Origin of the sequence: Paenibacillus sp. EKM212P, assembly GCF_011066115.1 — a bacterium.
In the GTDB taxonomy this organism is placed as follows: domain Bacteria; phylum Bacillota; class Bacilli; order Paenibacillales; family Paenibacillaceae; genus Paenibacillus; species Paenibacillus polymyxa_B.
In genome coordinates this window covers 138020-160829 of sequence record NZ_JAAMNR010000004.1, presented here as the reverse complement: position 1 = coordinate 160829, position 22810 = coordinate 138020, and the positions used below count along the sequence as shown (strand labels likewise).

Sequence of the window (22810 nt, the reverse complement as noted above, 5' to 3'; positions counted from 1 at the left end):
TAGCGAAGCGGATCATTTGAATCTGGAAAAGCAACAGTGATCGTAAGATCAAATGATCCGCGGAGCCGCGCCCCTATCGAACAACGTTTTAACACTTTGAGTAATCCAAGAATGGGAGTGAAGGATTTTGCCTTCAGTAATATTAGAACGCAGCCGTAAAAAAAGGCTGGAGCACGCACACCCTTGGGTGTTTAAAAACGAAATAGCCAAGATTGAGGGTGACCCAGAGGCAGGCGATTTGGTCAGCATCGTTAACCATCAGGGGCGTTATTTGGCGACAGGTTACTATAATCCGGCTTCACAAATTACAGTACGTGTGATGTCCTACGAGCCGCTGGAAGCAATGGATCAAAACTTTTTTGCCCAACGCTTTCGCAAATGTCTGGAGCACCGCGAACGTTTTGTGACCGGGGGAAACGCTTATCGGTTGGTGTACGGCGAGGCTGATTTTTTGCCTGGACTGATTGTAGATCGATTTGGTGATGTGTTAGTCGTGCAGTTGTTAACGCTTGGCATGGATCGGCGCAGGGAAGAAATCAGGGATGCGCTCGTTGAAGTAGTGGGTCCTGCTGGTATATATGAGCGCAGTGATGTATCCATCCGTGAGCTGGAAGGATTGGAACAAACGAAGGGTCCTTTGTACGGTGATTGCCCGCGTCATGTGGTGGTGACGGAAAATGGCCTGCAAATCAAGGTTGATATCGTAGAGGGCCAGAAGACGGGGTATTTCTTTGACCAGCGTGAAAATCGTGCGGCTATAGCACCGTTGATGACAGGTTGGGGAGCACGTAGTGGAATTACGCTACAAGAAGTAGCTGCAGACTCAGGGGATGCGGGCACAACGGTCTTGAAGCCAGTGAATAAAAGTGGTAAGGTTGTTGAATTCCCATTCTGGGATGGCGCAACCGTATTGGAATGTTTTTCACATACGGGAAGCTTTACGCTCAATGCATGTAAACATGGTGCTAAAAAAGTAACATGTCTTGATATTTCTGAGCATGCGATTGAAAGTGCGCGGGATAATGTCAAGCTGAACGGTTTTGAGGAACGCGTCGAGTTTGTCGTCGACGATGCTTTTCAATATTTGCGCAATCAAGTGAAAGGTGTAGAGGAACGCAATGCACGAGCCGGGGGCAAAGGAGATACATCCAATCCGCTGACAGCAGGTGGCGGACGCACCTTTGATGTGGTCATTCTCGATCCGCCAGCCTTTGCCAAAACGAAGAACGCTGTCAAAGGAGCTACACGTGGGTATAAAGATATCAACCTGCATGGGATGAAACTTGTCAATGAGGGCGGCTATCTGGTGACAGCGAGCTGTTCGTTCCATATGCGGCCAGAGCTGTTTTTGGACACTATTAAGGAAGCGGCGGCAGATGCCGGCAAAATCCTTCGTCTGGTAGACTGGAGAGCGGCTGGTAAGGACCATCCTCAAATTTTGGGTGTGGAGGAAGGCCATTACTTGAAATTCGCCATCTTTGAGGTGCGCAGCCGGACACAGCTGTAGGTTTCATACAAAGTCAAAGTCAATCGCCTTTTTGGTGATTAAATAGGTAAAATAGACTCATTTTAGGTATAAATCAGTCCTGTAGAGAAGGCATGCACCAAGCCAACCTGCGGGACTGATTTATTTTTAGGGGGAGGATGAATTGCTACAACATGGCAAACGTACGTTCTTTTCTCCCTTGCCTGATATGCTATACTGTTTAATAGAATGTTGTTCGTTGGAAAGGAGGCCGCATCATGTCGGTCCGCTTGTTGATTGGCCGCTCTGGTAGTGGTAAAAGTACGTTAATCCGCAATGATATGACGTCTATGTTACGCGAGGAGCCGCTAGGTAAGCCTATGCTGTTACTTGTACCGGAGCAATCGTCATTTGCTTCCGAGCAAGCGTTACTTACAGAAGCCGGAAACGGTATTCAGGGGTCGGTGCGCGCCCAAGTGATGGGATTTCATCGTCTTGCCTATTTAGTTATGCAGGAAACCGGGGGTTCAGCACTGGTGCCTGTAACGGAAGAAGGCAAGAAGATGCTTTTATATAAAATTATTCGTCGTCGCAAGGATGAACTGAGCTTGTTTAAGGATTCGGGAGACCAGCTCGGCTTTGTGGATCGGTTGAATACATTGTTTACGGAGCTAAAGCAGTATGGAAATGATACTCGGTCTGTACCCGAGCAACTGGAGCGAATGAACGCTGTGGGAGAGTCAACTCCGATTTTGCGCGGCAAGCTCAAAGATATCAGTCTAATCTATGAGGATTTTGAACGAGAGCTGACGCTTAAATATATAGACGGTGAAGATACGCTGCGCATGCTGGCAGAACAGATTGCGGAGTCTTCCCTTGTGCGTGGAGCAGACATTTGGATGGATGGCTACCGTAGGTTTACACCACATGAATACAAGGTGGTGGAGCAACTTATGCTGCATGCCTCCTCGTTGACGGTGGCGCTGACTTGCAACCGTAGCTACGAGAGCGGACAGCTTCCGCATGAGTTGGATTTGTTTCATCCTTCGGCGGCTACGTATGTAAAGCTCAAAGGAATGGCGGACGAGCTGATGATAGAGACGCAGACACAATTACTGCGCCCTGATCCGCTGCCGAGATTTAAGGAGCGTCCAGCGTTGGCATATTTGGAGGCTAACTTTGAACATCGTACAGGGTTACGGAATCAGGAACAACGGATGCGGCTGCAGCAGCTACGAGAGCAGTGGACAGAAGAACAGCCGGAGGGCATAAAACTGTACACTGCGGCTAATCGCCGTGCAGAGCTGGAAGGGGCTGTACGCGAAATGCGCCGTCTGGCCCGAGATGAAGGCGCGCGTTACCGGGAGATGGCTCTGTTTGTACGTCATATTGAAGATTATGAGCCATGGGTGGAACCGATATTCAAACAGTATGAGGTTCCAGTATTTCTGGATCAGCGAAGAAGTGTATTACATCATCCTTTGGTGGAATTGATTCGGGCTTCGCTGGATATCGTGCAGCGGCGTTGGCGATATGAGGATGTATTCCGTGCGGTCAAAACAGACCTTCTACTGCCGCTGGACGGTCGGGTGAGCCGCGAGGAGATGGACCGTTTGGAAAACTATGTTCTGGCCTGCGGAATACAAGGCAGCCGTTGGACAGATGGTCGGCCGTGGCAGGCTGTGCCCAGCTTGTCACTGGAGCTGGAGGAGCAGGAACGGAACCGTAGGCGGGATGAAACGTTGGATTTGATGGAGCTGTGCCGGGATGTGATCGTGACGCCTTTACGTGCGTTTGAGAAACGTGTGGGCAAGGCACGAACTGCACTTGAGAAGTGTGAAGCGGTATATCTGTTACTGGAAGATGCAGAAATCGGCCACAAGCTGGACGCCTTCATTCATCAGGCAGAGGAAGTAGGAAAACCTGAGCAGGCCAAGGAGCATCGTCAGGTATGGGATGCAGTGCTTGAACTACTGGATCAAATCGTCGAAATGATGGGTGATGAGAGGCTGGATACCTCTTTGTTTGCGGGTGTGCTGGAAACGGGATTGGCCGAGTTCCGTATGGGACTTGTTCCGCCAGCTCTGGATCAGGTTCTGGTCGGAAACACGGACCGTACACGTGTGTCCGGTATTCAACATGCCTTTGTGCTAGGTATGAACGAAGGTGTGATGCCGGCTGTATTCCATGAGGACGGTGTGCTGAATGAGCAGGAGCGTATGGCATTAAACGAACGAGGCGTAGAGCTGGCGCCGGATATGACAAGACGTTTGTTGGACGAACGTTTTCTTGCTTATACGGCCCTTACCTCAGCTGGTAAAAGCCTGTGGATGAGCTATGCAGTGACTGATGAAGAAGGCAAGTCATTGTTGCCGTCTGAGTTAGTACGACATGTGCGGCACCTGTTTCCTAGTCTGGACGAACGTCCGTTGGCTGGATACCCTTTGCCTGGGGATGCTTGGACGACGCAATGGGAGTATGCTTCTCATCCGTCCGAGGCTTTGCCGCAGCTCATTGCGCAATTACGGCATTGGCGACGTGGCGGTGACATTTTATCTCCTTGGTGGGAGGTATATAACTGGTATGCAGGCCAGCAAGGGAGTGAGAAGGACAAGCTGCGTCAGCTGTTGACCTCACTTTTTTATGAGAACCATGCCGAAATGCAGAAGGAAACGAGCCGCCGTCTGTATGGTAGCAAGCTGCGTACCAGCGTATCTCGTATGGAACGTTTTGTGGCATGTCCATTTTCGCACTTTGCCTCTCACGGTCTTCGTTTGAAGGAACGTCAAATGTATCGCCTGAAGGCCCCGGATATCGGACAATTATTCCATGCAGCGCTTGGAGAGATGGCGATCAATCTGCGTAAACGCAATGTCAGCTGGGGCAGTCTCAGCACCGAGGAATGCCGACAAGAGGCGGAAAGTACAGTGGAGCGTTTGGCTCCTCGTCTGCAAGGCGAGATTTTAATGAGTTCCAAGCGGTATGGCTACATTTTGCGCAAATTGAAAGACATCGTGAGCCGTGCTTCGTTGATTTTAGGTGAACATGCGCGAAGAGGTAGTTTTGAGCCGATTGGGTTGGAGTTGGACTTTGGACCGGGTCAGCAGCTTCCTCCGTTAAGCTTCCGGTTAGATAACGGCGTTGTGATGGAAATTGTCGGACGGATTGACCGTGTAGATGTGGCAGAGGGAGAAAAGGGGTTACTTTTGCGTGTCATCGATTACAAATCTAGCCAAAAGGATCTCAAGCTGCATGAAGTGTACTATGGCCTGTCCTTGCAAATGCTCACCTACCTGGATGTGCTGCTGAATGCGGCGGAGGAATGGTTGGGCGAGACAGCTTATCCAGCGGGTACCCTGTATTTTCACGTCCACAATCCGATGTTGCAGTCGCCTAACGGTCTTAGCGCAGAACAGGCTCGTCAGGAGCTTTTGAAACGTTTTAAGATGAAGGGATTATTGCTTGCGGATCGGGATGTAGTTGGACAAATGGATACAGCATTGGACAAAGGATATTCCTCTATTTTACCTGTTGCGGTGAAAGCAGACGGCAGTTTTTATAGCAGTGCTTCGGTTGCTTCGCCGGAACAGTGGGACAGCCTGCTAGCTTCGGTGCGTAATAATATTCGGACGATTGGCACACGGATGACAGAGGGCGATGTGGCCATTGAACCTTATCGAATCCAGCAAGAGACGGCTTGTACCTTCTGTTCTTATAAGCCTGTTTGTCAATTTGACGACAGTCTGGAGGGCAGTGGCTACAATCAATGGGGTAAACCCGGTAAGGATCAAATCTGGAATCTGCTGGGTCATACACAGGAAGGGAAAGGAGGAATGGACCAATGATAGGCACGTCAAACACTAAAGACATGCCGAAGCCGGAAGGCAGTATGTGGAGCGATGACCAGTGGCGTGCCATTTCGGAATCGGGTAACAACATGCTGGTCGCGGCAGCGGCAGGGTCTGGTAAAACAGCGGTGCTCGTAGAGCGTATTATCCGTAAAATTGTCGATCCCCAGCTTGGCTTCAGCGTGGATCGGTTGCTGGTAGCAACCTTTACGAAGGCTGCAGCCGCCGAAATGCGTCAACGGATACGCGAAGCGTTGGAACGTGTGTTGGAACAGGAACCGGAAAGTGAGCATGTACGCCGCCAGCTGTCGTTGCTGAATCGGGCCTCGATTACGACGCTTCACTCATTTTGTATGGAGGTCATCCGCAGGCATTATCAGGCCATTCCTCTTGATCCTGGTTTTCGGATTATGAATGAGCATGAGACAGAATTGCTGCGTCAGGAGCTTCTAGAAGAACTGTTTGAGGAGAAATATGAGGCTCATGATGAAGGCAGTACATTCCGCAGACTGGTCGACTGGTTTAGTGGAGAACGCACCGATGATGCAATGTACGTGCTTGTTCAGCGGTTGTATGATTTTTCTCAAAGTCATCCTTGGCCAGAACATTGGCTGCGTGAGACAGCGGCAGCATTTCGTGTACAGGATGTAGCCGCTTTGGGAGAGACTCCCTGGGTTCGCAGCATTTTGGCGGATGCCGTACTTTCTTTGCGCGGAGCAGCGAGCTTGCTGGAACAGGCGCATGAAACAGCTATGCAGCCCGGCGGCCCTGCACCTTATGCCGTGACTCTACAAGAGGATGCGGCGATGGTGAAGGGATTGCTGCAAGAGCTGGAGACACAGCCGTGGGCATCTCTATATGATCATTTTCAGACAGCTGCCTTCGGTAAGCTCAAGCCGGTCAAAAAAGATCAGACTGAGCCTGCGTTGCAGGAACGGGTTAAGACGTTGCGCGAAGCAGCCAAAAAAATGATTACAGATATGAAGGCATCCCTGTTTGGCAGGAGAGCAGAAGCCTATTGGGAGGAGCTACACGCCGCGGCTCCGCTGATGGACGAGTTGGTAGAAACCGTGGTTGTATTCGGGGAACGATTTCAACAGCACAAGCAGTCAAAAGGGTTGGTGGATTTCGGGGATTTGGAACATTATTGTCTGAAAATATTACGACATCCCGATTCTACTCCGTACAAGCTGCTACCTTCCGACGCTGCGCTCGAATATAAGGCGCAATTCGACGAGGTGCTGTTGGATGAGTATCAGGATACGAATACCGTACAGGAAGATATCGTTAGGCTGGTATCACGGGAGGAACCGGGTAACCGTTTTATGGTGGGCGATGTGAAACAGAGTATTTATCGGTTTCGGCTGGCGGAGCCGGGTCTGTTTTTGAATAAGTATCAACGGTACGGCATGCAGGAGCAGGAAGATGGCTTTTTAATTGATCTGGCGCGTAATTTTCGCAGTCGGCAGGAGGTTGTCGATGCGGTCAATTTGGTGTTCCGCCAGATTATGAGTGTGGATGTGGCGGAAATTGAGTACGATGAACGAGCCTGGCTGGTACACGGCGCATCCTATCCCGACCCGTCGGATCAAGACACCGCACCTGTATACGCACCTGAGCTGCTCTTAGTTGATAAGGGTGGACAGGGTCTTTCCGAGGCTTCAGAGCTGTCCGAAACGGGGGACGAATCTGTTCTACAGGAAAGTGAGCTTGCGGAGCTGGAAACGGCACAGTTAGAGGCTCGTGCGATCGCGCAACGGATTAAAGAACTGACCGGAGACACTGGACAACCACTGTTGATTTACGACAGAGGATTAAAAGCGATGCGCCCGGCAGTCTACGGCGATATCGTCATTTTGCTTCGTTCGGCAAGCGTGTGGGCCCCCCTAATTGTGGAGGAACTGCGGCTTGAGGGCATTCCGGCTTCAGGGGAGCAGACGACAGGCTTTTTTAAAGCAACGGAAGTTGAGGTGATGTTGTCTCTGCTGCACATTATTGATAATCCGCAGCAGGACATCCCGCTTGCATCCGTGCTTCGTTCGCCGATTATTGGCTTGACCGAAGATGAACTTGCACAAATTCGGTTGGAGAAGCCGGATGGATTATTTTATGACGCATTGCTGGCGGCGGCAGAAGCTGACCCACTGGAAGAAAGTGAAAAAGGGATCTCAGCTGACATTATGGAGTTGGATATTTTCCCTAAGGACTCTTTATCTTCATCTGACTTTGGTAATAGAAATGATGGGAATACGTTATCTGCTCGACTACGTTCATTTTTGCGTAATTTGAAAGCCTGGCGGCAGGAAGCCCGACAAGGCAGCTTAAGTGCATTGATTTGGAATGTGCTGGAGGAAACAGGATATCTGGATTGGGTCGGTGGACTGCCTGGCGGCTCACAGCGTCAAAGCAATTTGCGGGCGCTATATGACCGAGCGAGACAGTATGAGACTTCTACGTCCAACCGAGGATTGTTCCGATTTCTGAGCTTCATTTCCCGTCTACGGGAGCGAGGCGGTGATTTAGGATCCATTAGCGGGGGGACTGAACCCGATCAGGCTGTCCGTATTATGACCATTCATAAAAGTAAAGGACTTGAATTCCCTATCGTGTTTATTGCTGGGACAGCAAAAATGTTCAATCAACAGGATCTCAATGCGCCGTTTCTTATGCACAAGGAGTTGGGGTTTGGTCCTAAATATGTGGAGGAACAAAATCGTGTCAGCTACCCTACGCTGCCTAATTTAGCGATCCGCCGACGCTCACAGCTGGAGCTATTGGCTGAGGAAATGCGGGTGTTATACGTGGCGCTTACGCGTCCGCGTGAAAAGCTGATTATGACCGGAACCGTGAAGGATCTCGCTTCGCGCGCAGCGGGTTGGGCACGTGCCAAAGAACATACGGAAACGGTCTTACCAGACTATATGCTGGCGGCAGGCCGCAGCTATCTGGACTGGGTAGGTCCTGCTTTGATTCGGCATCCTTCTGCTACTTTGTTGAGGGAAGCGGCAGGCGATCAGGATGGGTACTATCACAGGCTGGAACATATGCCGGGAACAGACTGGTTATTTAAAATCGTCGCCTCGGAAACACTTTCTGGCTCTCGTGTGAACTCAGATCATGAGGAAGAGGTGTCGGGCGAAGAGCGCCAAAAGAAGACAGAAGCACTGAGAAATGCGGAGCTAATCGACTTGAACGAAGAGAGTGAAACGGATATTGAAGCTGCTCTTTCCTGGATCTATCCGTATGAACGGGCTGGCAAGACGGCAGCCAATACATCGGTTACTGAGATGAAAAGATGGCTGGAAATGCAGGAGATGGGTTCGGACGATTGGCTGAATCTATCTAACTCTCTACTAGCAGAGTCACCGGAGGATTGGGAGGATTCTCACACTGGGGGAAGTCAATTACACTTGCGCAGACCTAAGTTTATGGGGAATCAGCGACTGACTCCAACGGAACGAGGAACAGTCTATCATACGTTGATGCTGCATTTGCCATTAGATGGGGGGATGAGCGCCGAAGTTATTGAGGAAACCAAGGCTCGTTTGCTCAATCAGCGTATGTTACTGGATGTTCATGCAAAGGCGCTAGATACGGATAAAATATTACGCTTTTTCACTAGTGAGCTGGGTAGCAGGATGCTGGGGGCATCCCATGTGCAAAGAGAGCTTCCGTTTACTTATACCATGCGGGCAACCGATTACTGGAACCACAGCTTACCATCGATGTCACCAGGACAAGAAACAGTTTCGGAAGCTGGACAGGACGGCGATAAAGTGCTGATGAACGGGATTATTGACTGTCTGTTTGAAACTCCCGAAGGACACGTGCTGGTGGATTATAAAACAGATCGGATATCTGAATATCGTACACTTGCCCATTTAACAGCCCAATATCGTTTTCAATTGGAGCTGTATGCCCGTGTGATCGAAGAGATTACAAGCAAAAAGGTTGCTGAGAAGTGGCTGTATTTTTTAGAAGCTGGAGAGAGTGTACAGCTGTAGTTATATAGATAGGGAGAGGAGGAATAGCATGCGGATTTTGCATACGGGTGATTGGCATTTGGGCCGCACGTTGGAAGGACGCAGCCGTTTGAAGGAGCAGGAGGCGTTTTTGGAAGAGTTGGCGAAAATGGCTGACGATCAGCAGGCTGATTTGATTATGATGGCTGGAGACGTATACGACTCAGTCAATCCTTCGGCCGCAGCCGAGCAATTGTTTTATGAAACGTCTGCCCGTCTCACGGCTGGAGGAAGACCACTAGTCGTCATTGCGGGCAATCATGATCAGCCGGAAAGGGTATCCTCGGTCACACCGCTGGTGAGCGGGCGTGGAATTACGTTGCTGGGACTGCCCCATGGGGAAGCGGTACGCGTTCGTACACCGCGAACGGGTGAAATGGCATGCATTGCAGCCTTGCCATATCCGTCCGAGTCTCGTCTGAACGAGCTATTGTCTGAAGACGGAGATGAAACAGTCTTGCGCGAGGCATACAGTCGCCGTGTGGGCTTGCTGATGTCACAACTGGGTACAGCATTTCGGCCTGACACCGTTAATTTGTCGATGAGCCATATTTATGTGCTCGGCGGGCTGGAGTCGGACTCGGAACGCCCGATTCAGGTCGGGGGGGCGTATACCGTAGATCCGTCTGCTTTGAGTATTGGGGCACAGTATACGGCTCTAGGACATTTGCATCGTCCCCAATATGTGAAGGGAGACGGGCTGATGCGTTACAGTGGCTCGCCGCTGGCTTATAGCTTTTCCGAAGCCGGACAAGCCAAATCGGTTACGTTAATTGACGTGGTTGCTGGCAAGCCTGCTCAGGTCGAGGAACTGTATATTACCAGTGGACGCCCATTAGTGAGGTGGCGCGCACGGGGAGGTCTGGAGGAAGTATATCGCTGGCTGGACGAAGGATTGGATGCCGATGCCTTTATTGATCTGGAAATTACGCTGGATGAAGCGATGTCGATGGGAGATATTCAGCGGCTGCGCAAAAGCCGTGAAGGCATCATTCATATTCGCCCAATGTATCCAGAAATGGCTGCCGCACAGCTGGAGCACCAACGATCAGAACTGCCAGTGCATGAGTTGTTCCGGGCATTCTATCAGCGGCAGACAGGTGGAGCACAGCCAGATGACGGATTAGTGCAGTTGTTTCTGGAACTGGTGGAACAGGATGATGCAAGAGACCACGCTGAGGAGGATGACGCATGAAACCAATCCTTCTAAAACTGGCGGGGTTGCAAAGCTACCGGGAGTCGCAGGAAATTCGCTTTGACGATTTGACCGAAACTGGACTGTTCGGGATATTTGGCCCAACGGGTAGTGGAAAATCAACGCTGCTGGATGCCATTACGTTGGCTATGTACGGTAAAGTGGAGCGGGCAGTGAATGGTACACAAGGCATTATGAATCATGCTGAGGATACATTGTCTGTTGCATTTACGTTTGAATTAATGTCAGCTCAAGGGCCTCGTCGTTACCGTGTAGAACGACGTTTCAAACGTGCTGGAGGCGTATCGGTTAATAATACGCTTAGCCGTTTTATTGCGTTAACAGAGGATGGCGAGGAAGTGCTTGCCGATAAGGTGCAGGATGTGACGCGCTGTGTGGAGGAGTATATCGGTCTGAAAATGGACGATTTTACACGAGCTGTCGTGTTGCCGCAGGGAAAGTTTGCGGAATTCTTGTCCTTAAAAGGCAGTGAACGCAGACAGATGCTACAGCGTTTGTTCCATCTGGAGAAGTACGGAGACCAACTTGCACAGAAGCTAAGCCGTCGTGTGAAAGATAACGATACCGCACTGAAAGCGTTAGAGGCGGAGCAGCAAGGGCTGGGGGATGCCAGTGCTGAAGCGCTTGAACATGTAGAGTTGCGTCTCAAAGAGGCGATTGCCAATGCAGAAGCTTCGCGTCGTGAGCTAGAGCGTGTCTCACGTGAATGGGAGGCGCTAAACAAAACCCGTGAGCTGGTTGTCGAGCTCAGCCAAAGATCGAACGAGCTGGAGCAGTTGGCAGCACAGGAGCCAGGCATTGCTTTGCTGGAGCACAAGCTTCGACAAGCAACTTCAGCCGAGGCATTGCTGCCTGCGCTGACGGATTGGAAGGAAGCCATTGCTGAAGCGGAAAAGCGGCATAAGACTGCCGAAGAAGTGGCAGTCCTGGCCGCTACCGCGCAGGAGGCTGCGCTTGTCTCTGCGCAAGCAGATGAGCAGGCCCGGCAAGCACTCAGTGCCGAAGAACCGAAGCTATTGCTTCGGATCGACCAACTAGAGCAGGCACTTCAACTGGAGCGTGATACGGAAGCATTGCGTATTGAACGAGACCGTCTGGCGGCCGAGCTTGTGCAAAGCGAACAAACCCTTGCTGAACATGCAGAAGGACTCGCAAAGGAACAAGAGCTACAGACGCGAGGCTTGAAGCGACAGCAGGAGCTTCAACAAGAGCTAAAGCAAAATGAAGTGCGGGCAGATGAGCGGCGTATGCTGCAAGAGGCTGTGCAACGGTTGCAACAGCTGGAAATCGCGAATGAGCAATTGCGTGAAGCTGAACTGGAGTATGCCGCTCAGGAGAAACGGCTTGCGCAAGCTGACGAACGTCTAAAGCTGACGGACCAGGAGACACAGGAGACAGAGGCACGGCGTTCTGCCCTTGCTGCACAGGCAGCTGATGGCATTGAGGCATTGCTGACGCTGGAGGCAGAGATCACCGCCGATATGTCGTCACTGGCCTCCGAGGAAGAACAACTGCGCCACGAGCTCCGTGCGGAGGAGCTGGGGCGTCTCGCACAGCATCTCGCTGCCGAGTTGCGCGAAGGCGAGCCGTGCGCAGTGTGCGGCTCGCTGCATCACCCCGCGCCTGCCGTCGTTGCGGCGCATAGCGCGGATGCCGCTGCGCCAGATGAGCTGCACCGCCTGCGGCTTGGTTTGCAGGAGCTGCGCCTCACACTGCGCCAGCAGTTGCACGAGCAGCGCAGCTTGCTGGCGCAGCCCGCCACCGCAGACAGCGGCGCTGCCGCCACGGGCGAGCCTTTCACGCCTGTGGCAGCGCCAGCAGAGCCGCGGGGTATTGCCGCTTGGGTGGAACGCTGCACGGCGCTGGAGCGTGCTGCGGCAGAGCTAGCCGCACGTGCGCATGCACTGCCTGCCGAGGCACAGGCGCTACGCGAGGCAGACGCCGCCGGACAGCAGCGGCGCATCCGTGCTGCTGCCGAGCAGGAGGCAGCAGCTGCAGCGCTGACGCAGGCACGCAGCAAGCGCGAGGCATGCACCACGCGCAGCGAGGGGCTGCGCGCCGAATGGGCGGCGCAGCTGCCGGATGTCGCTCCGAGCGAAGCTGCGGAGCGTTACCGTGCCATGCAGGAGCGCGACGGGCGTGCGGAAGAGCTGCGGTCCCGGCTGGAGACGAGTGTGACCTTCCTCGAAGGAAAGGCGGCGCGTGTTCAACAGATACAGCAGAGTATCATCGAGGAGGACAAAATCATTATTGCCCGTCGTACAGGGCTCCAAAGCAAAGATGATTCGCTTCGTGAAAAGCTAGCACAGCTCCGAAAATGGGTTGGAGATGGCCAAGCGGCTTCATTGCTGGAAGAAGCGTACTCGCGACTATTGGGGCTGAAAAACGGAGCCGAAGCCGCGGCACGCCGCCGTACCGAAGCGGAAGAACGCAAGCAGCAAGCCGTCCATGCTTCACTGATTGCCCGGCAGGCCTCCGACTCGGCAGAAGAGAGACGGCTGATGGCAGAGTCCCGTTGGGGCAGCCGTCTGGAAGCCTCCTCTTTTGCTACGGAAGCAGAGGTTATGGAATGTTGCTTGGGACCGGAAGAAGTCGCACGTTATGAACGTGAAGTGAGTGTGCATCGAGAACGAGAAAAAGAGCTGTCTTCCCGCTTAAAGCATGTCGAAGAGCAGCTGAATGGAGCAACGGTAACAAAGGAACAGTGGGAAACGACCACTGCGCAGCTGCGCGATTGCCGTACACGCGACGAAGAGGCGCTTCAGAATCGCGCCAAGGCTGAGCGTGATTTAGAGGACTTGCAGCATCGACACGTCCGCTGGATGAAGCTGGAGTCCAATCGTATACATTTGCGTAGCGAAGCGGAAAAAATGTCCAAGCTCCAGTCTGTTTTTCGTGGCAATGCCTTTGTTGAATATATTGCCGAGGAGCAGCTCATGCAGGTCAGCCAGTCAGCTTCACGCCGCCTGCGTTTTCTGACCAAGCAACGTTACGCGCTAGAGGTAGATTCCAGCGGTGGTTTTGTCATTAGTGACGATGCCAACGGTGGGGTCAAACGTCCAGTATCGACCTTGTCCGGTGGCGAAACATTCCTGACCTCCTTGTCGCTTGCGCTTGCGCTGTCGGCTCAAATTCAATTGCGGGGCCAATACCCTCTGCAATTTTTCTTTCTGGATGAAGGCTTTGGAACGTTGGACCCTGAGCTGCTTGACACAGTGATCACTTCACTGGAAAAGCTGCACCACGATCAATTGTCTGTTGGTGTGATTAGTCATGTGCCTGAACTACGGGCCCGTCTTCCGCGCAAGCTAGTTGTTCTTCCAGCAGAGCAGGCTGGAGGCGGCTCACGTGTGGTTATGGAAACTTTTTGAAGTAATGTGATACAGGTCACAGATACAGTTTCAAACTATTGTTATAATACAGCCAAGCCGACAAGTTAATCATACAGCACCCCGGCGGACGTATGCTGCGGAAGAAATCTTCCCGTCATACGTCCGTTCAGAGGGGCTCTGCCAAGAGCTCCCGGGGTGCTTCTTTTTTTTGCAAGCCGGAATTCGCCCAATTTGATGTAGCAAATAGCCCGTTTTTGAATAACATACGGTATACATGCAAGAGCCTAGGAGGAAACAACCATGGAAAAAAGCATGACAACCGAAAAAGTTACAGCACCGGAACAGACGGATGCTAAAACACTATGTCAAAAGCATATGCATCGTTATGTATGCGTATGGGTGAAGGACGGGACAATGTATGATGGCATTGTAGAGCATGTGGATGATGAAAAGATATACTTAGCCGTTCCTATGGGTGGAGACGAGATGGAGAATGTCAATGTTAATCTCCCATATCCACCTAACAATTGTGGCTGCGGCTCCCGTGCTTATGGTGGCTATGCGTCTTATCCTCCGTACCCGTATCCGTACCCGTACCCGTATCCAGTACCCGCTTATGCACATGGGTTCCCATACGGACGCCGTCGCTTTAATCGTTTGATTCTGCCACTTGCAGCGTTGACAGCGATTAGCTTGCTGCCTTATTACTAATCCTAATTCCTTAGTCGCCAGATATAGTGAATTCTCTGCTCTCTCCCGCCTACAGTTCTTGTACAGTACAAGTGACTTTAAGGCGCATCCATACATCATCACCATGCAAGGCTGTTTCTTCCATTATGAAGAAACAGCCTCTTTTTCACGTAAACCATCCCAAATATGATCCAATAATTGAAACTGTATCAGTACAGTTCAATGAAATGAAGTATCCTGTTTATCCATAAACCATGGTAACATCTAGCGTGTAAAGAAACATAAGACGGAATAAGCATGTAATAAAATGAGTATGTAAAGAGCAGGTGGGAGGATATTGTGAAAAAATACGTTTCAATTTTATTGGATATAGAACTTAAAATTCGCGAGGGACAATATAAATCAGGTTACAAGCTGCCGTCGGTCCGTGAGGCTTCTGAATTATACAGGTGCAGCAAAAGCACGATTTTGCGGGCATATGCTGAACTTGAAAAGAAACACGCCATCTATTCCATACCGCAAAGTGGATACTATGTAGTGGAAAATTCGGGCGATTTACACCATAGTCATATGCAAGACTCCGTTGATTTTGCTTCGGCCTCCCCGGATTTAAATGTATTCCCTTATCTGGATTTCCAACATTGTTTGAATCAGGCTATTGACACCTACAAATATCATCTGTTCACTTATGGCGATTCGCAAGGACTGGAAACACTGCGTCATACGTTGGTTTCCCATTTAGCTGATACTCAGGTGTTTGCAAAAATGGATCGGATTATCGTTACTTCGGGTGTTCAGCAGGCATTGGAGATACTCGCTAAAATGCCGTTTCCCAATGGCAAAGAAAAGGTTTTGGTCGAGCAGCCAAGTTACGATATTTATTTGCGTTTTCTGGAGGAAGAGAACATACCCGTCAGTACCATCGTCCGGACAGCGGAAGGTATGGATTTTCACGAATTGGAGAATCAATTTAAGAACGAGAGCATCAAGTTTTTTTATACCATGTCAAGATATCATAATCCATTAGGAGTCTCTTACAACACAGAGGAGCGAAAAGCGATAGCTGCCTTAGCCGCCAAATATGATGTGTACATTGTAGAAGATGACTATATGGCAGATTTGGGGGCCGATCATCTTTTTGATCCCATTTATGCATACGACCAGACGGACCATGTTATTTATTTGAAAAGCTTCTCGAAAATCATTTTCCCCGGCTTACGATTAGGAGTTGCGGTATTGCCAGAAGCCCTATTAAAGACGTTTAATACCTATAAAAGATATGTCGACACATCTATTTTGTCTCAGGCGGCGCTTGATATTTATATTAAAAATGGAATGTATGAACGCCACAAGCACACGATATGCAAACTGTATTCGGAGCGCGTTCGTGCTCTTAACAAGGCTGTGGAACGATACAATCAGGCTGGATACGTTCAGACTTCAGCTGTAACCTCAGGGGTTTATATGCAGTTTAAACTGCCTCGGACGGTGAATTTGGAACGTTTGGTACAGTGTCTTTCCGCGAGGAACATCCAGGTTGTAGCTGGCAAAGGCTTTTATTTATCAGGCTATAGGGAACAAGAGAAGTTTTTGCGCATAAGTATTTCGCGCGCGCAGTTGGATCAAATTGATGCAGGGGTGAAAGCTATTATAGAGGAAGTTAGTAAGGGAAACTGGTATTAAGACCCTTTTTCCGTTATGATACATATAGAAACATAAGTATAACCAAACATGGCTGTATATGTTTCTATTCAGTGTGGGAAATACATAACTTTGAATGCCGAGAGCAAGGGCTGTTTATGCCTATTTACTTACGATCGGCTCACTGCCAAAGGAGGGTTTTGAATGGACGATCTGTTTTTGAAAATTGTGGATGGAACCATCCCCAGCAAAAAGGTGTTGGAAACCGACAATGTGCTCGCATTTCATGACATCCAGCCTGCGGCGCCAGTACACGTGCTCATTATTCCCAAAAAATATATTCCTTCGATGAACGCTGTGACGGAGGAGGATCTTCCTCTTATCGCGGAGATTCATCGTGTTGCGGTTGAGGTTGCGAAAAAGTTAGGAATCGCTGAGTCTGGCTATCGGTTGATTAACAACTGTGGCCCGGATAGTGGACAAGCGGTGGGGCATCTGCATTATCACTTACTGGGCGGCGCCAAATTGGGTGCCTTGACAGGTATTTCGGACTCACATTCTTAAAAAATGACAGAGCTTGTCTTTTCAGTAATACGGAAGTGAATGGAGAAAAATGGCCCTTTATGTATTCATTTTTTCTTATAGGTTGACACCTGGTTTCCGTTTCACCTATAATAAAATTTGATGAACCGTGTTATTGCTCTTGGACGGTCTGGTCGGAGGGAGGGAAAACTGGTGTCTGAAACTAAAGTTCGCAAAAACGAGACAATTGATGCTGCACTTCGTCGCTTTAAACGTTCCATTGCTAAGGATGGCGTATTGGCTGAGGTGAAGAAACGCAAGCATTATGAAAAGCCAAGCGTAAAGCGCAAGAAAAAGTCCGAGGCTGCTCGTAAGAGAAAGTTCTAGGAGGATCTAAGCAATCATGAATTTGAGCGAACGATTGAACGAAGATATGAAGCAAGCAATGAAGAGTAAGGACAAGTTCAAACTCTCCACCATTCGAATGGTTCGTTCTACGATTAAAAATCTTGAAATAGATTTGAAACGGGATTTGGACGACAACGAAGTGCTTGATATTCTGAGTCGTGAGATCAAACAGCGAAAAGATGCCCTCCATGAATTTGAAAAAGCCGGTCGTGATGAACTTGCGACAAGCACTAAAGCAGAAATAGAGATCATCGCTCAGTACCTTCCCGAACAACTTTCTGAGGAAGAAATTAAAGTTATTGTACAGCAGACCATCCAGGAAACCGGTGCTTCTTCGAAAGCCGAGATGGGGAAAGTAATGACGGCCTTGATGCCTAAGGTAAAAGGCCGCGCTGACGGTAAGCTCGTGAACCAAGCGGTTCAGCAATTTCTGCAATAAACCTGCGACAAACAGGAAAACACAACACCCTCTGTTTACAGAGGGTGTTATTTCTATATAAGCGATGCCTACCATAGAATGTAATGATAAGAAGATTCTTATATTTAAGCGTTATCGTTAATTGTGTGAAACGTGATGTCCGTTGGGTGCGTAAAGTATCTGACAGCCGTCAGGATTAGCAATATACCCAATAATTTCACATTAAATCCTGAAAACTGTATAGTTTGTCTAACAAAGTTTGGTATGCTGTAACATAGAAAGATCGAAAGGGGGGAGAGAAATGCATAGAGAACATCACCACTCCAGTCGCAAATTGATCTTTTTAACGTTGTGGATTATGGTATCCGTTTTGCTGTTACCCTTAGTTCATTCCGAATCAGCGGCGGCCCAAACTAAAGGTGGAGCTGTGTTTGTTATACCAGTTGATCAGGAGATTGAGCAAGGTCTGGGCAAATTTATGGAACGTGGATTTGCAGAAGCAGCAGATTTCAAAGCAGGTCTGATTTTACTGGATATTAACACTCCCGGTGGACGGGTAGATACAGCGGAGAAGCTGGGCAAACTGATTAAAGACAGTCCAATTCCGACCGTAGCCTATATAAGGGGCGAAGCGGCCTCAGCGGGTAGCTATATTGCGTTGAGCGCAAACAAAATTGTTATGAAACCGGGGAGTATTATCGGAGCAGCAGCGTTAGTAGACGGCAGGGGGCAGGCTATCACAGATCCAAAAACGATAGCCTGGTGGAAGAGTAGCATGGCATCTGCCGCAGAAGCTGGCGGACGTAATCCGGATATTGCCAGAGGTATGGTCGACTCTAAAACGACCATATCTATTCCAGAGATGAACTTTAATAAGGAAAATGGTCAGATCATTTCTTTAACCAGTGAGAAAGCGCTGAAGTTGGGTTATGCGGATCACATCGCGTCTTCCGAACAAGAAGTTATCCAGTGGATGGGTTACAGCACGGATGATGTAATTCATGTGGAGCGAACATGGGCTGAAAAAGCAGCCGAGATATTGACCAACCCAATTGTGCAGACGTTGCTTTTATTTATCGGCATCGCGGGTGTCGTTATTGAGCTGCTCGTACCTGGTTTTGGGGTACCGGGAATTTTGGGCATACTCGGATTTGGGTTGTATTTTTTCGGCAATTATATCGCTGGTTTTGCAGGTTCGGAGACGTGGTTGTTGTTTATTATCGGTCTGGCTCTGCTTATCCTTGAAATGTTCATCCCAAGCTTTGGTATTTTGGGCATTTTGGGTTCAGTCAGTCTTGTCGCCGGAGTTGTTCGCGCAGCATACAACATGCAGCATGCGTTTATATCTTTGGGCATTGCCTTTGCAGCTGCGGTTGCCGTGGTGGCGATCATCGCGGTTGTATTCAAGGACCGAGGGATATGGAACCGTTTTATACTTAAAGAAAGTTTAACGGCTGACCAAGGTTTTTCTTCAGTTGTGAACCGGGAAATGCTATTAGGTCAACGGGGTGTCAGTCTGACACCACTTCGTCCAGCCGGAACGGTGCTGATTGCTGATGAGCGAGTCGATGTTGTAACGAACGGCGAGTTTATTGCTACAGATATGCCGATTATAGTATCCAAAGTAGAAGGTGGGCGAATTGTGGTCAAGGCAGACACTAGCGTCTAAACAAGTAAACAACAAAGAATTAGATTAATGGAGGATGATGCGAGTGTTCGAATCGGGTATTGTCAGCGTTTTGCTGATTGCCGTTGTAGTGATTATTGTATTGAGCGTATTTTTCAGTTTCTTCCCGGTGATGCTGTGGATTTCAGCATTGGCTTCGGGTGTGCGCATTGGTATCATTACGCTGGTAGCTATGCGGTTACGGCGCGTCACGCCAAGCCGAATTGTCAATCCGCTCATTAAGGCAACCAAGGCGGGTCTGGGCTTGAACATCAACCAGCTGGAAAGCCATTTTCTCGCAGGAGGGAATGTAGACCGAGTGATCAATGCGTTGATTGCTGCGCAGCGAGCTAACATTCCGCTTGAGTTTGAACGTGCGGCAGCGATTGACCTTGCGGGACGGGATGTTCTGCAAGCGGTCCAAATGAGCGTTAATCCGCGTGTTATTGAGACACCTATTGTGGCTGCGGTCGCCAAGGATGGTATCGAAGTAAAGGTTAAAGCTCGTGTTACGGTGCGTGCCAACATTGATCGACTTGTTGGGGGTGCCGGAGAAGAAACGATTATTGCACGGGTCGGTGAAGGTATTGTTACAACCGTAGGTTCCAGTAACTCGCATAAGGACGTATTGGAGAATCCAGATTCAATTTCAAGAACTGTATTGTCCAAAGGTTTGGATGCCGGGACAGCATTTGAAATCTTGTCCATTGATATTGCGGACGTTGATGTAGGTAAAAATATCGGTGCTTTTCTGCAAACAGAGCAGGCGGAAGCCGACAAACGTATTGCGCAGGCAAAAGCGGAAGAGCGGCGTGCGATGGCTGTAGCGCAGGAGCAGGAAATGAAGGCACGTGTTGTAGAAATGAGAGCGCGCGTGGTGGAATCCGAATCCGAAGTGCCGCTGGCAATGGCTGAAGCGCTGCGTGGCGGGAAGCTTGGTGTCATGGACTATATGAATTTGAAAAATATTGAGGCGGATACGCAAATGCGTGGCTCCTTAGGCAAACCGAATGAGAACTCCGGGAATGACAACAAGAACCGGGATTAATAACGGGACATAGCCGATGAATTACGGCAGCTAGGTGGTGAGTAATGAACTTTATCAGCTGGATCTTTGAACATTTGTATATCCTGATCGTGATTGGCTTTGCTTTGGTGTCCTTCTTGGGGAAAAGCATCCAAGGTACAGGGCGGAAATCACCACCGCGAAAAGGTATGCCTACCTTTGGGGGTGATCATGGTTCTCGCGGGCCCTCGACGTCATCCAGACCCTTCACAACGGAACATGGGCAAGAGCAGCGCCAGCAGGAGGTTGCTGGTGAGTTGCAACGTCAATTTCCTAATGAACGACGGGCGGTTATAGAAGCTCGCCGTATAGAAGAAGTGGGCGATCGTTCGGAAACGGAAGAACGGATGGACCGGGATTCATTAGATAACGGTTCGACTCTAGAGGATCGGATCCGTGCTATGGAAGAAGAGCGCAGATTGGTTTTAGCCCGTCTCGATCGTATATCCAACGCGAGGGAGTCAGGGGAAATTACAGATGCGCCAGAGATAGCTTCGCAAGACCGTAATACGGTGGATACGGCTGATCTGCGCAGAGGTGTGATTTGGGCAGAAATATTAGGTCCTCCGCGTTCCAAGCGCTACATGGGTGGAGGAAGACGTTAAAATGATAGTGGATCCGTCACGGCTTTGGCTGTGGCGGATCTTTTTTGTGATGCTTTAGGAATACATAAGCATGCTCAGAATAAAAAGTGAATTAACGACAAATGCTCTAATTACCTGACAACGAATGTGATAATCTCTTGTGTGCCCTAGGTTTCTAACATTTGCTGTCATCTAAAATGGTGGCATTTTGTCTAATTTAGGGCCTCATTTATGAAAATATATTCGTGAAAAATGATCAAATGTAACAATATGAATGAGGCTTTCCGAAAGCAGTTTTCATTTTTTCTTTTTTATATATAATGTTCTCAATGATAGATACTTATGAAATTAACTCCATATTTAGCTAAAATTTGATTTAAATTGAGGTGATAAAACGAGGTTATAAAAATGAAAAATTAATTTTTAGGAGGATGGAATGGATGGGGAATAGCTTGTTCAGAAAGAAGAGCATCGATCAATTGATTGCTGCTACGCGGGGGGAAAAAGCACTCAAAAGGGAACTGGGTGCGTTTGATTTAACGATGCTTGGAATTGGAGCCATTATTGGAACAGGGATTTTTGTGTTGACAGGTACGGGAGCAGTTACAGCTGGTCCAGGCTTGGTTCTTTCTTTTGTGATTGCGGGACTCGCCTGTTTATTCGCAGCATTGGCTTATGCGGAGTTTGCATCCACCGTTCCAGTATCCGGTTCTGTTTACACTTTTACATATGCAACGATGGGGGAACTATTGGCCTTTATTATTGGATGGGATTTGATTTTGGAATACATGCTGGCAGCCAGCGCCGTTTCCGCAGGTTGGTCGGGTTACTTTGTATCATTTTTGAATGGAATTGGCCTTCACATTCCGCTTGAATTCACTGCTGCACCTGGGGCTTTAAAAGACCAAACGACTTATTTTAATCTCCCAGCTTTTTTAATTTTGATGGGTATCACGTTCTTACTTTATTTTGGGATAAAAGAATCAAAACGGATAAACAACATCATGGTAATCGTAAAAATTGTTGTTATTTTATTGTTTATCATCGTTGCTTTTAAATATGTGAAGCCAGATAACTGGACACCGTTTATACCGTTTGGGTTCAGTGGGGTGTTTGGAGCCGCAGCTCTTGTGTTTTTTGCTTTTATTGGTTTTGATGCTGTTTCATCAGCGGCTGAAGAAACCAAAAATCCCGCTCGTGATTTACCGCGAGGCATTATTTTCTCACTTGTTGTTTGTACATTTTTGTATGTCGTTGTTAGCGCGATTATGACTGGTATAGTACCGTTTATGCAATTTGAAGGTATCTCTCACCCTGTGTCATTGGTATTGCAGGTTGCAGGTCAGAATTGGGTTGCAGGTATTATAGATATAGGAGCTATCTTAGGAATGACAACGGTCATGCTGGTTATGCTCTATGGTCAAACTCGCATTATGTTTGCTATGTCACGTGACGGCTTAGTCCCCAAAGTATTATCCAAGGTTCATTCCAAATATAAAACGCCCTACATTAGCACGTTGTTTTTCGGTACTTTATCTGCATTAATGGGTGGGCTGATCCCGCTAGATGAGTTAGCTAGTTTGGTGAACATTGGAACCCTGTCAGCATTTATTCTGATTTCGATCGCCGTCATCGTTATGAGAAAAACACAACCTGATTTGCCAAGGGCCTTCCGATGTCCTGGAGTTCCGTATATTCCAATCCTGGCTATCGTTTCATGTGGGGTGCTCATTCTTAATTTGAATGGTCAGACATTTATTCGCTTTATTATTTGGCTTGTCATTGGTATGGCTATTTACTTCTTATACTCTAGAAAAAACTCTCTTTTAAATCGAGATACCGAGAAATAACCGTGTCATATAATGAAAATCAAAAAAGCCAACCTTGTTTTCGATATGAAAACGAGGTTGGCTTTTTTGGTTGTGAATTTTG

14 protein-coding genes are annotated in these 22810 nt (G+C 49.0%); all 14 read left to right on the top strand.

Features of this window, described 5'->3' with window-relative positions:
* The first annotated feature begins 127 nt into the window (after positions 1-127).
* The 14 genes from G9G54_RS13210 (at position 128) to G9G54_RS13145 (ending at position 22728) form a co-directional block, all read left to right on the top strand.
* Complete coding sequence (locus G9G54_RS13210; RefSeq protein ID WP_165178418.1) at positions 128-1507, top strand: class I SAM-dependent rRNA methyltransferase; 1380 nt, start codon at positions 128-130, stop codon at positions 1505-1507.
* A gap of 236 nt (positions 1508-1743) precedes the next feature.
* On the top strand, positions 1744-5310 hold the full coding sequence (gene addB / locus G9G54_RS13205) for a helicase-exonuclease AddAB subunit AddB (RefSeq protein WP_165178417.1): 3567 nt from the start codon (positions 1744-1746) through the stop codon (positions 5308-5310).
* Entirely contained in the window at positions 5307-9317 is a 4011-nt protein-coding gene (gene addA, locus G9G54_RS13200; RefSeq protein ID WP_165178416.1) for a helicase-exonuclease AddAB subunit AddA, read from the top strand. The genes addB and addA overlap by 4 nt, the downstream gene beginning before the upstream one ends.
* A gap of 28 nt (positions 9318-9345) precedes the next feature.
* Positions 9346-10530 carry an exonuclease SbcCD subunit D gene (locus tag G9G54_RS13195; RefSeq protein ID WP_165178415.1) on the top strand — a complete coding sequence of 395 codons (1185 nt, stop codon included), beginning with the start codon at positions 9346-9348 and terminating at the stop codon, positions 10528-10530.
* Complete coding sequence (locus G9G54_RS13190; RefSeq protein WP_165178414.1) at positions 10527-13922, top strand: AAA family ATPase; 3396 nt, start codon at positions 10527-10529, stop codon at positions 13920-13922. The genes G9G54_RS13195 and G9G54_RS13190 overlap by 4 nt, the downstream gene beginning before the upstream one ends.
* Positions 13923-14183: 261 nt before the next feature.
* Positions 14184-14594 carry a hypothetical protein gene (locus G9G54_RS13185; RefSeq protein ID WP_165178413.1) on the top strand — a complete coding sequence of 137 codons (411 nt, stop codon included), beginning with the start codon at positions 14184-14186 and terminating at the stop codon, positions 14592-14594.
* Positions 14595-14912: 318 nt separating this feature from the next.
* Positions 14913-16256 carry an aminotransferase-like domain-containing protein gene (locus G9G54_RS13180; protein ID WP_165178412.1) on the top strand — a complete coding sequence of 448 codons (1344 nt, stop codon included), beginning with the start codon at positions 14913-14915 and terminating at the stop codon, positions 16254-16256.
* Positions 16257-16418: 162 nt separating this feature from the next.
* Positions 16419-16778, top strand: a complete 360-nt coding sequence (locus G9G54_RS13175) for a histidine triad nucleotide-binding protein (RefSeq protein WP_025722131.1) — start codon at positions 16419-16421, stop codon at positions 16776-16778.
* 171 nt (positions 16779-16949) lie between these two features.
* A complete protein-coding gene (gene rpsU, locus G9G54_RS13170; RefSeq protein ID WP_005547957.1) occupies positions 16950-17123 on the top strand; it encodes a 30S ribosomal protein S21 in 174 nt (57 codons plus the stop codon).
* 16 nt (positions 17124-17139) lie between these two features.
* Positions 17140-17583 carry a GatB/YqeY domain-containing protein gene (locus tag G9G54_RS13165; RefSeq protein WP_013311146.1) on the top strand — a complete coding sequence of 148 codons (444 nt, stop codon included), beginning with the start codon at positions 17140-17142 and terminating at the stop codon, positions 17581-17583.
* Positions 17584-17863: 280 nt separating this feature from the next.
* A complete protein-coding gene (locus tag G9G54_RS13160; protein ID WP_165178411.1) occupies positions 17864-19231 on the top strand; it encodes an NfeD family protein in 1368 nt (455 codons plus the stop codon).
* A gap of 43 nt (positions 19232-19274) precedes the next feature.
* On the top strand, positions 19275-20276 hold the full coding sequence (floA, locus tag G9G54_RS13155; protein ID WP_029517799.1) for a flotillin-like protein FloA: 1002 nt from the start codon (positions 19275-19277) through the stop codon (positions 20274-20276).
* Positions 20277-20320: 44 nt separating this feature from the next.
* Positions 20321-20899 carry a hypothetical protein gene (locus G9G54_RS13150; protein WP_165178410.1) on the top strand — a complete coding sequence of 193 codons (579 nt, stop codon included), beginning with the start codon at positions 20321-20323 and terminating at the stop codon, positions 20897-20899.
* A 419-nt stretch (positions 20900-21318) separates the two neighbouring features.
* Entirely contained in the window at positions 21319-22728 is a 1410-nt protein-coding gene (locus G9G54_RS13145) for an amino acid permease (protein ID WP_165178409.1), read from the top strand.
* The last annotated feature ends 82 nt before the right edge of the window (positions 22729-22810 follow it).

Bases quoted from the DNA above. Each gene is read 5' to 3' on its own strand.
- addB (WP_165178417.1), top strand. From the start codon at position 1,744: ATGTCGGTCCGCTTGTTGATTGGCCGCTCTGGTAGTGGTAAAAGTACG.
- addA (WP_165178416.1), top strand. From the start codon at position 5,307: ATGATAGGCACGTCAAACACTAAAGACATGCCGAAGCCGGAAGGCAGT.
- G9G54_RS13195 (WP_165178415.1), top strand. From the start codon at position 9,346: ATGCGGATTTTGCATACGGGTGATTGGCATTTGGGCCGCACGTTGGAA.
- G9G54_RS13190 (WP_165178414.1), top strand. From the start codon at position 10,527: ATGAAACCAATCCTTCTAAAACTGGCGGGGTTGCAAAGCTACCGGGAG.
- G9G54_RS13185 (WP_165178413.1), top strand. From the start codon at position 14,184: ATGGAAAAAAGCATGACAACCGAAAAAGTTACAGCACCGGAACAGACG.
- G9G54_RS13175 (WP_025722131.1), top strand. From the start codon at position 16,419: ATGGACGATCTGTTTTTGAAAATTGTGGATGGAACCATCCCCAGCAAA.
- G9G54_RS13165 (WP_013311146.1), top strand. From the start codon at position 17,140: ATGAATTTGAGCGAACGATTGAACGAAGATATGAAGCAAGCAATGAAG.
- G9G54_RS13160 (WP_165178411.1), top strand. From the start codon at position 17,864: ATGCATAGAGAACATCACCACTCCAGTCGCAAATTGATCTTTTTAACG.
- G9G54_RS13150 (WP_165178410.1), top strand. From the start codon at position 20,321: ATGAACTTTATCAGCTGGATCTTTGAACATTTGTATATCCTGATCGTG.
- G9G54_RS13145 (WP_165178409.1), top strand. From the start codon at position 21,319: ATGGGGAATAGCTTGTTCAGAAAGAAGAGCATCGATCAATTGATTGCT.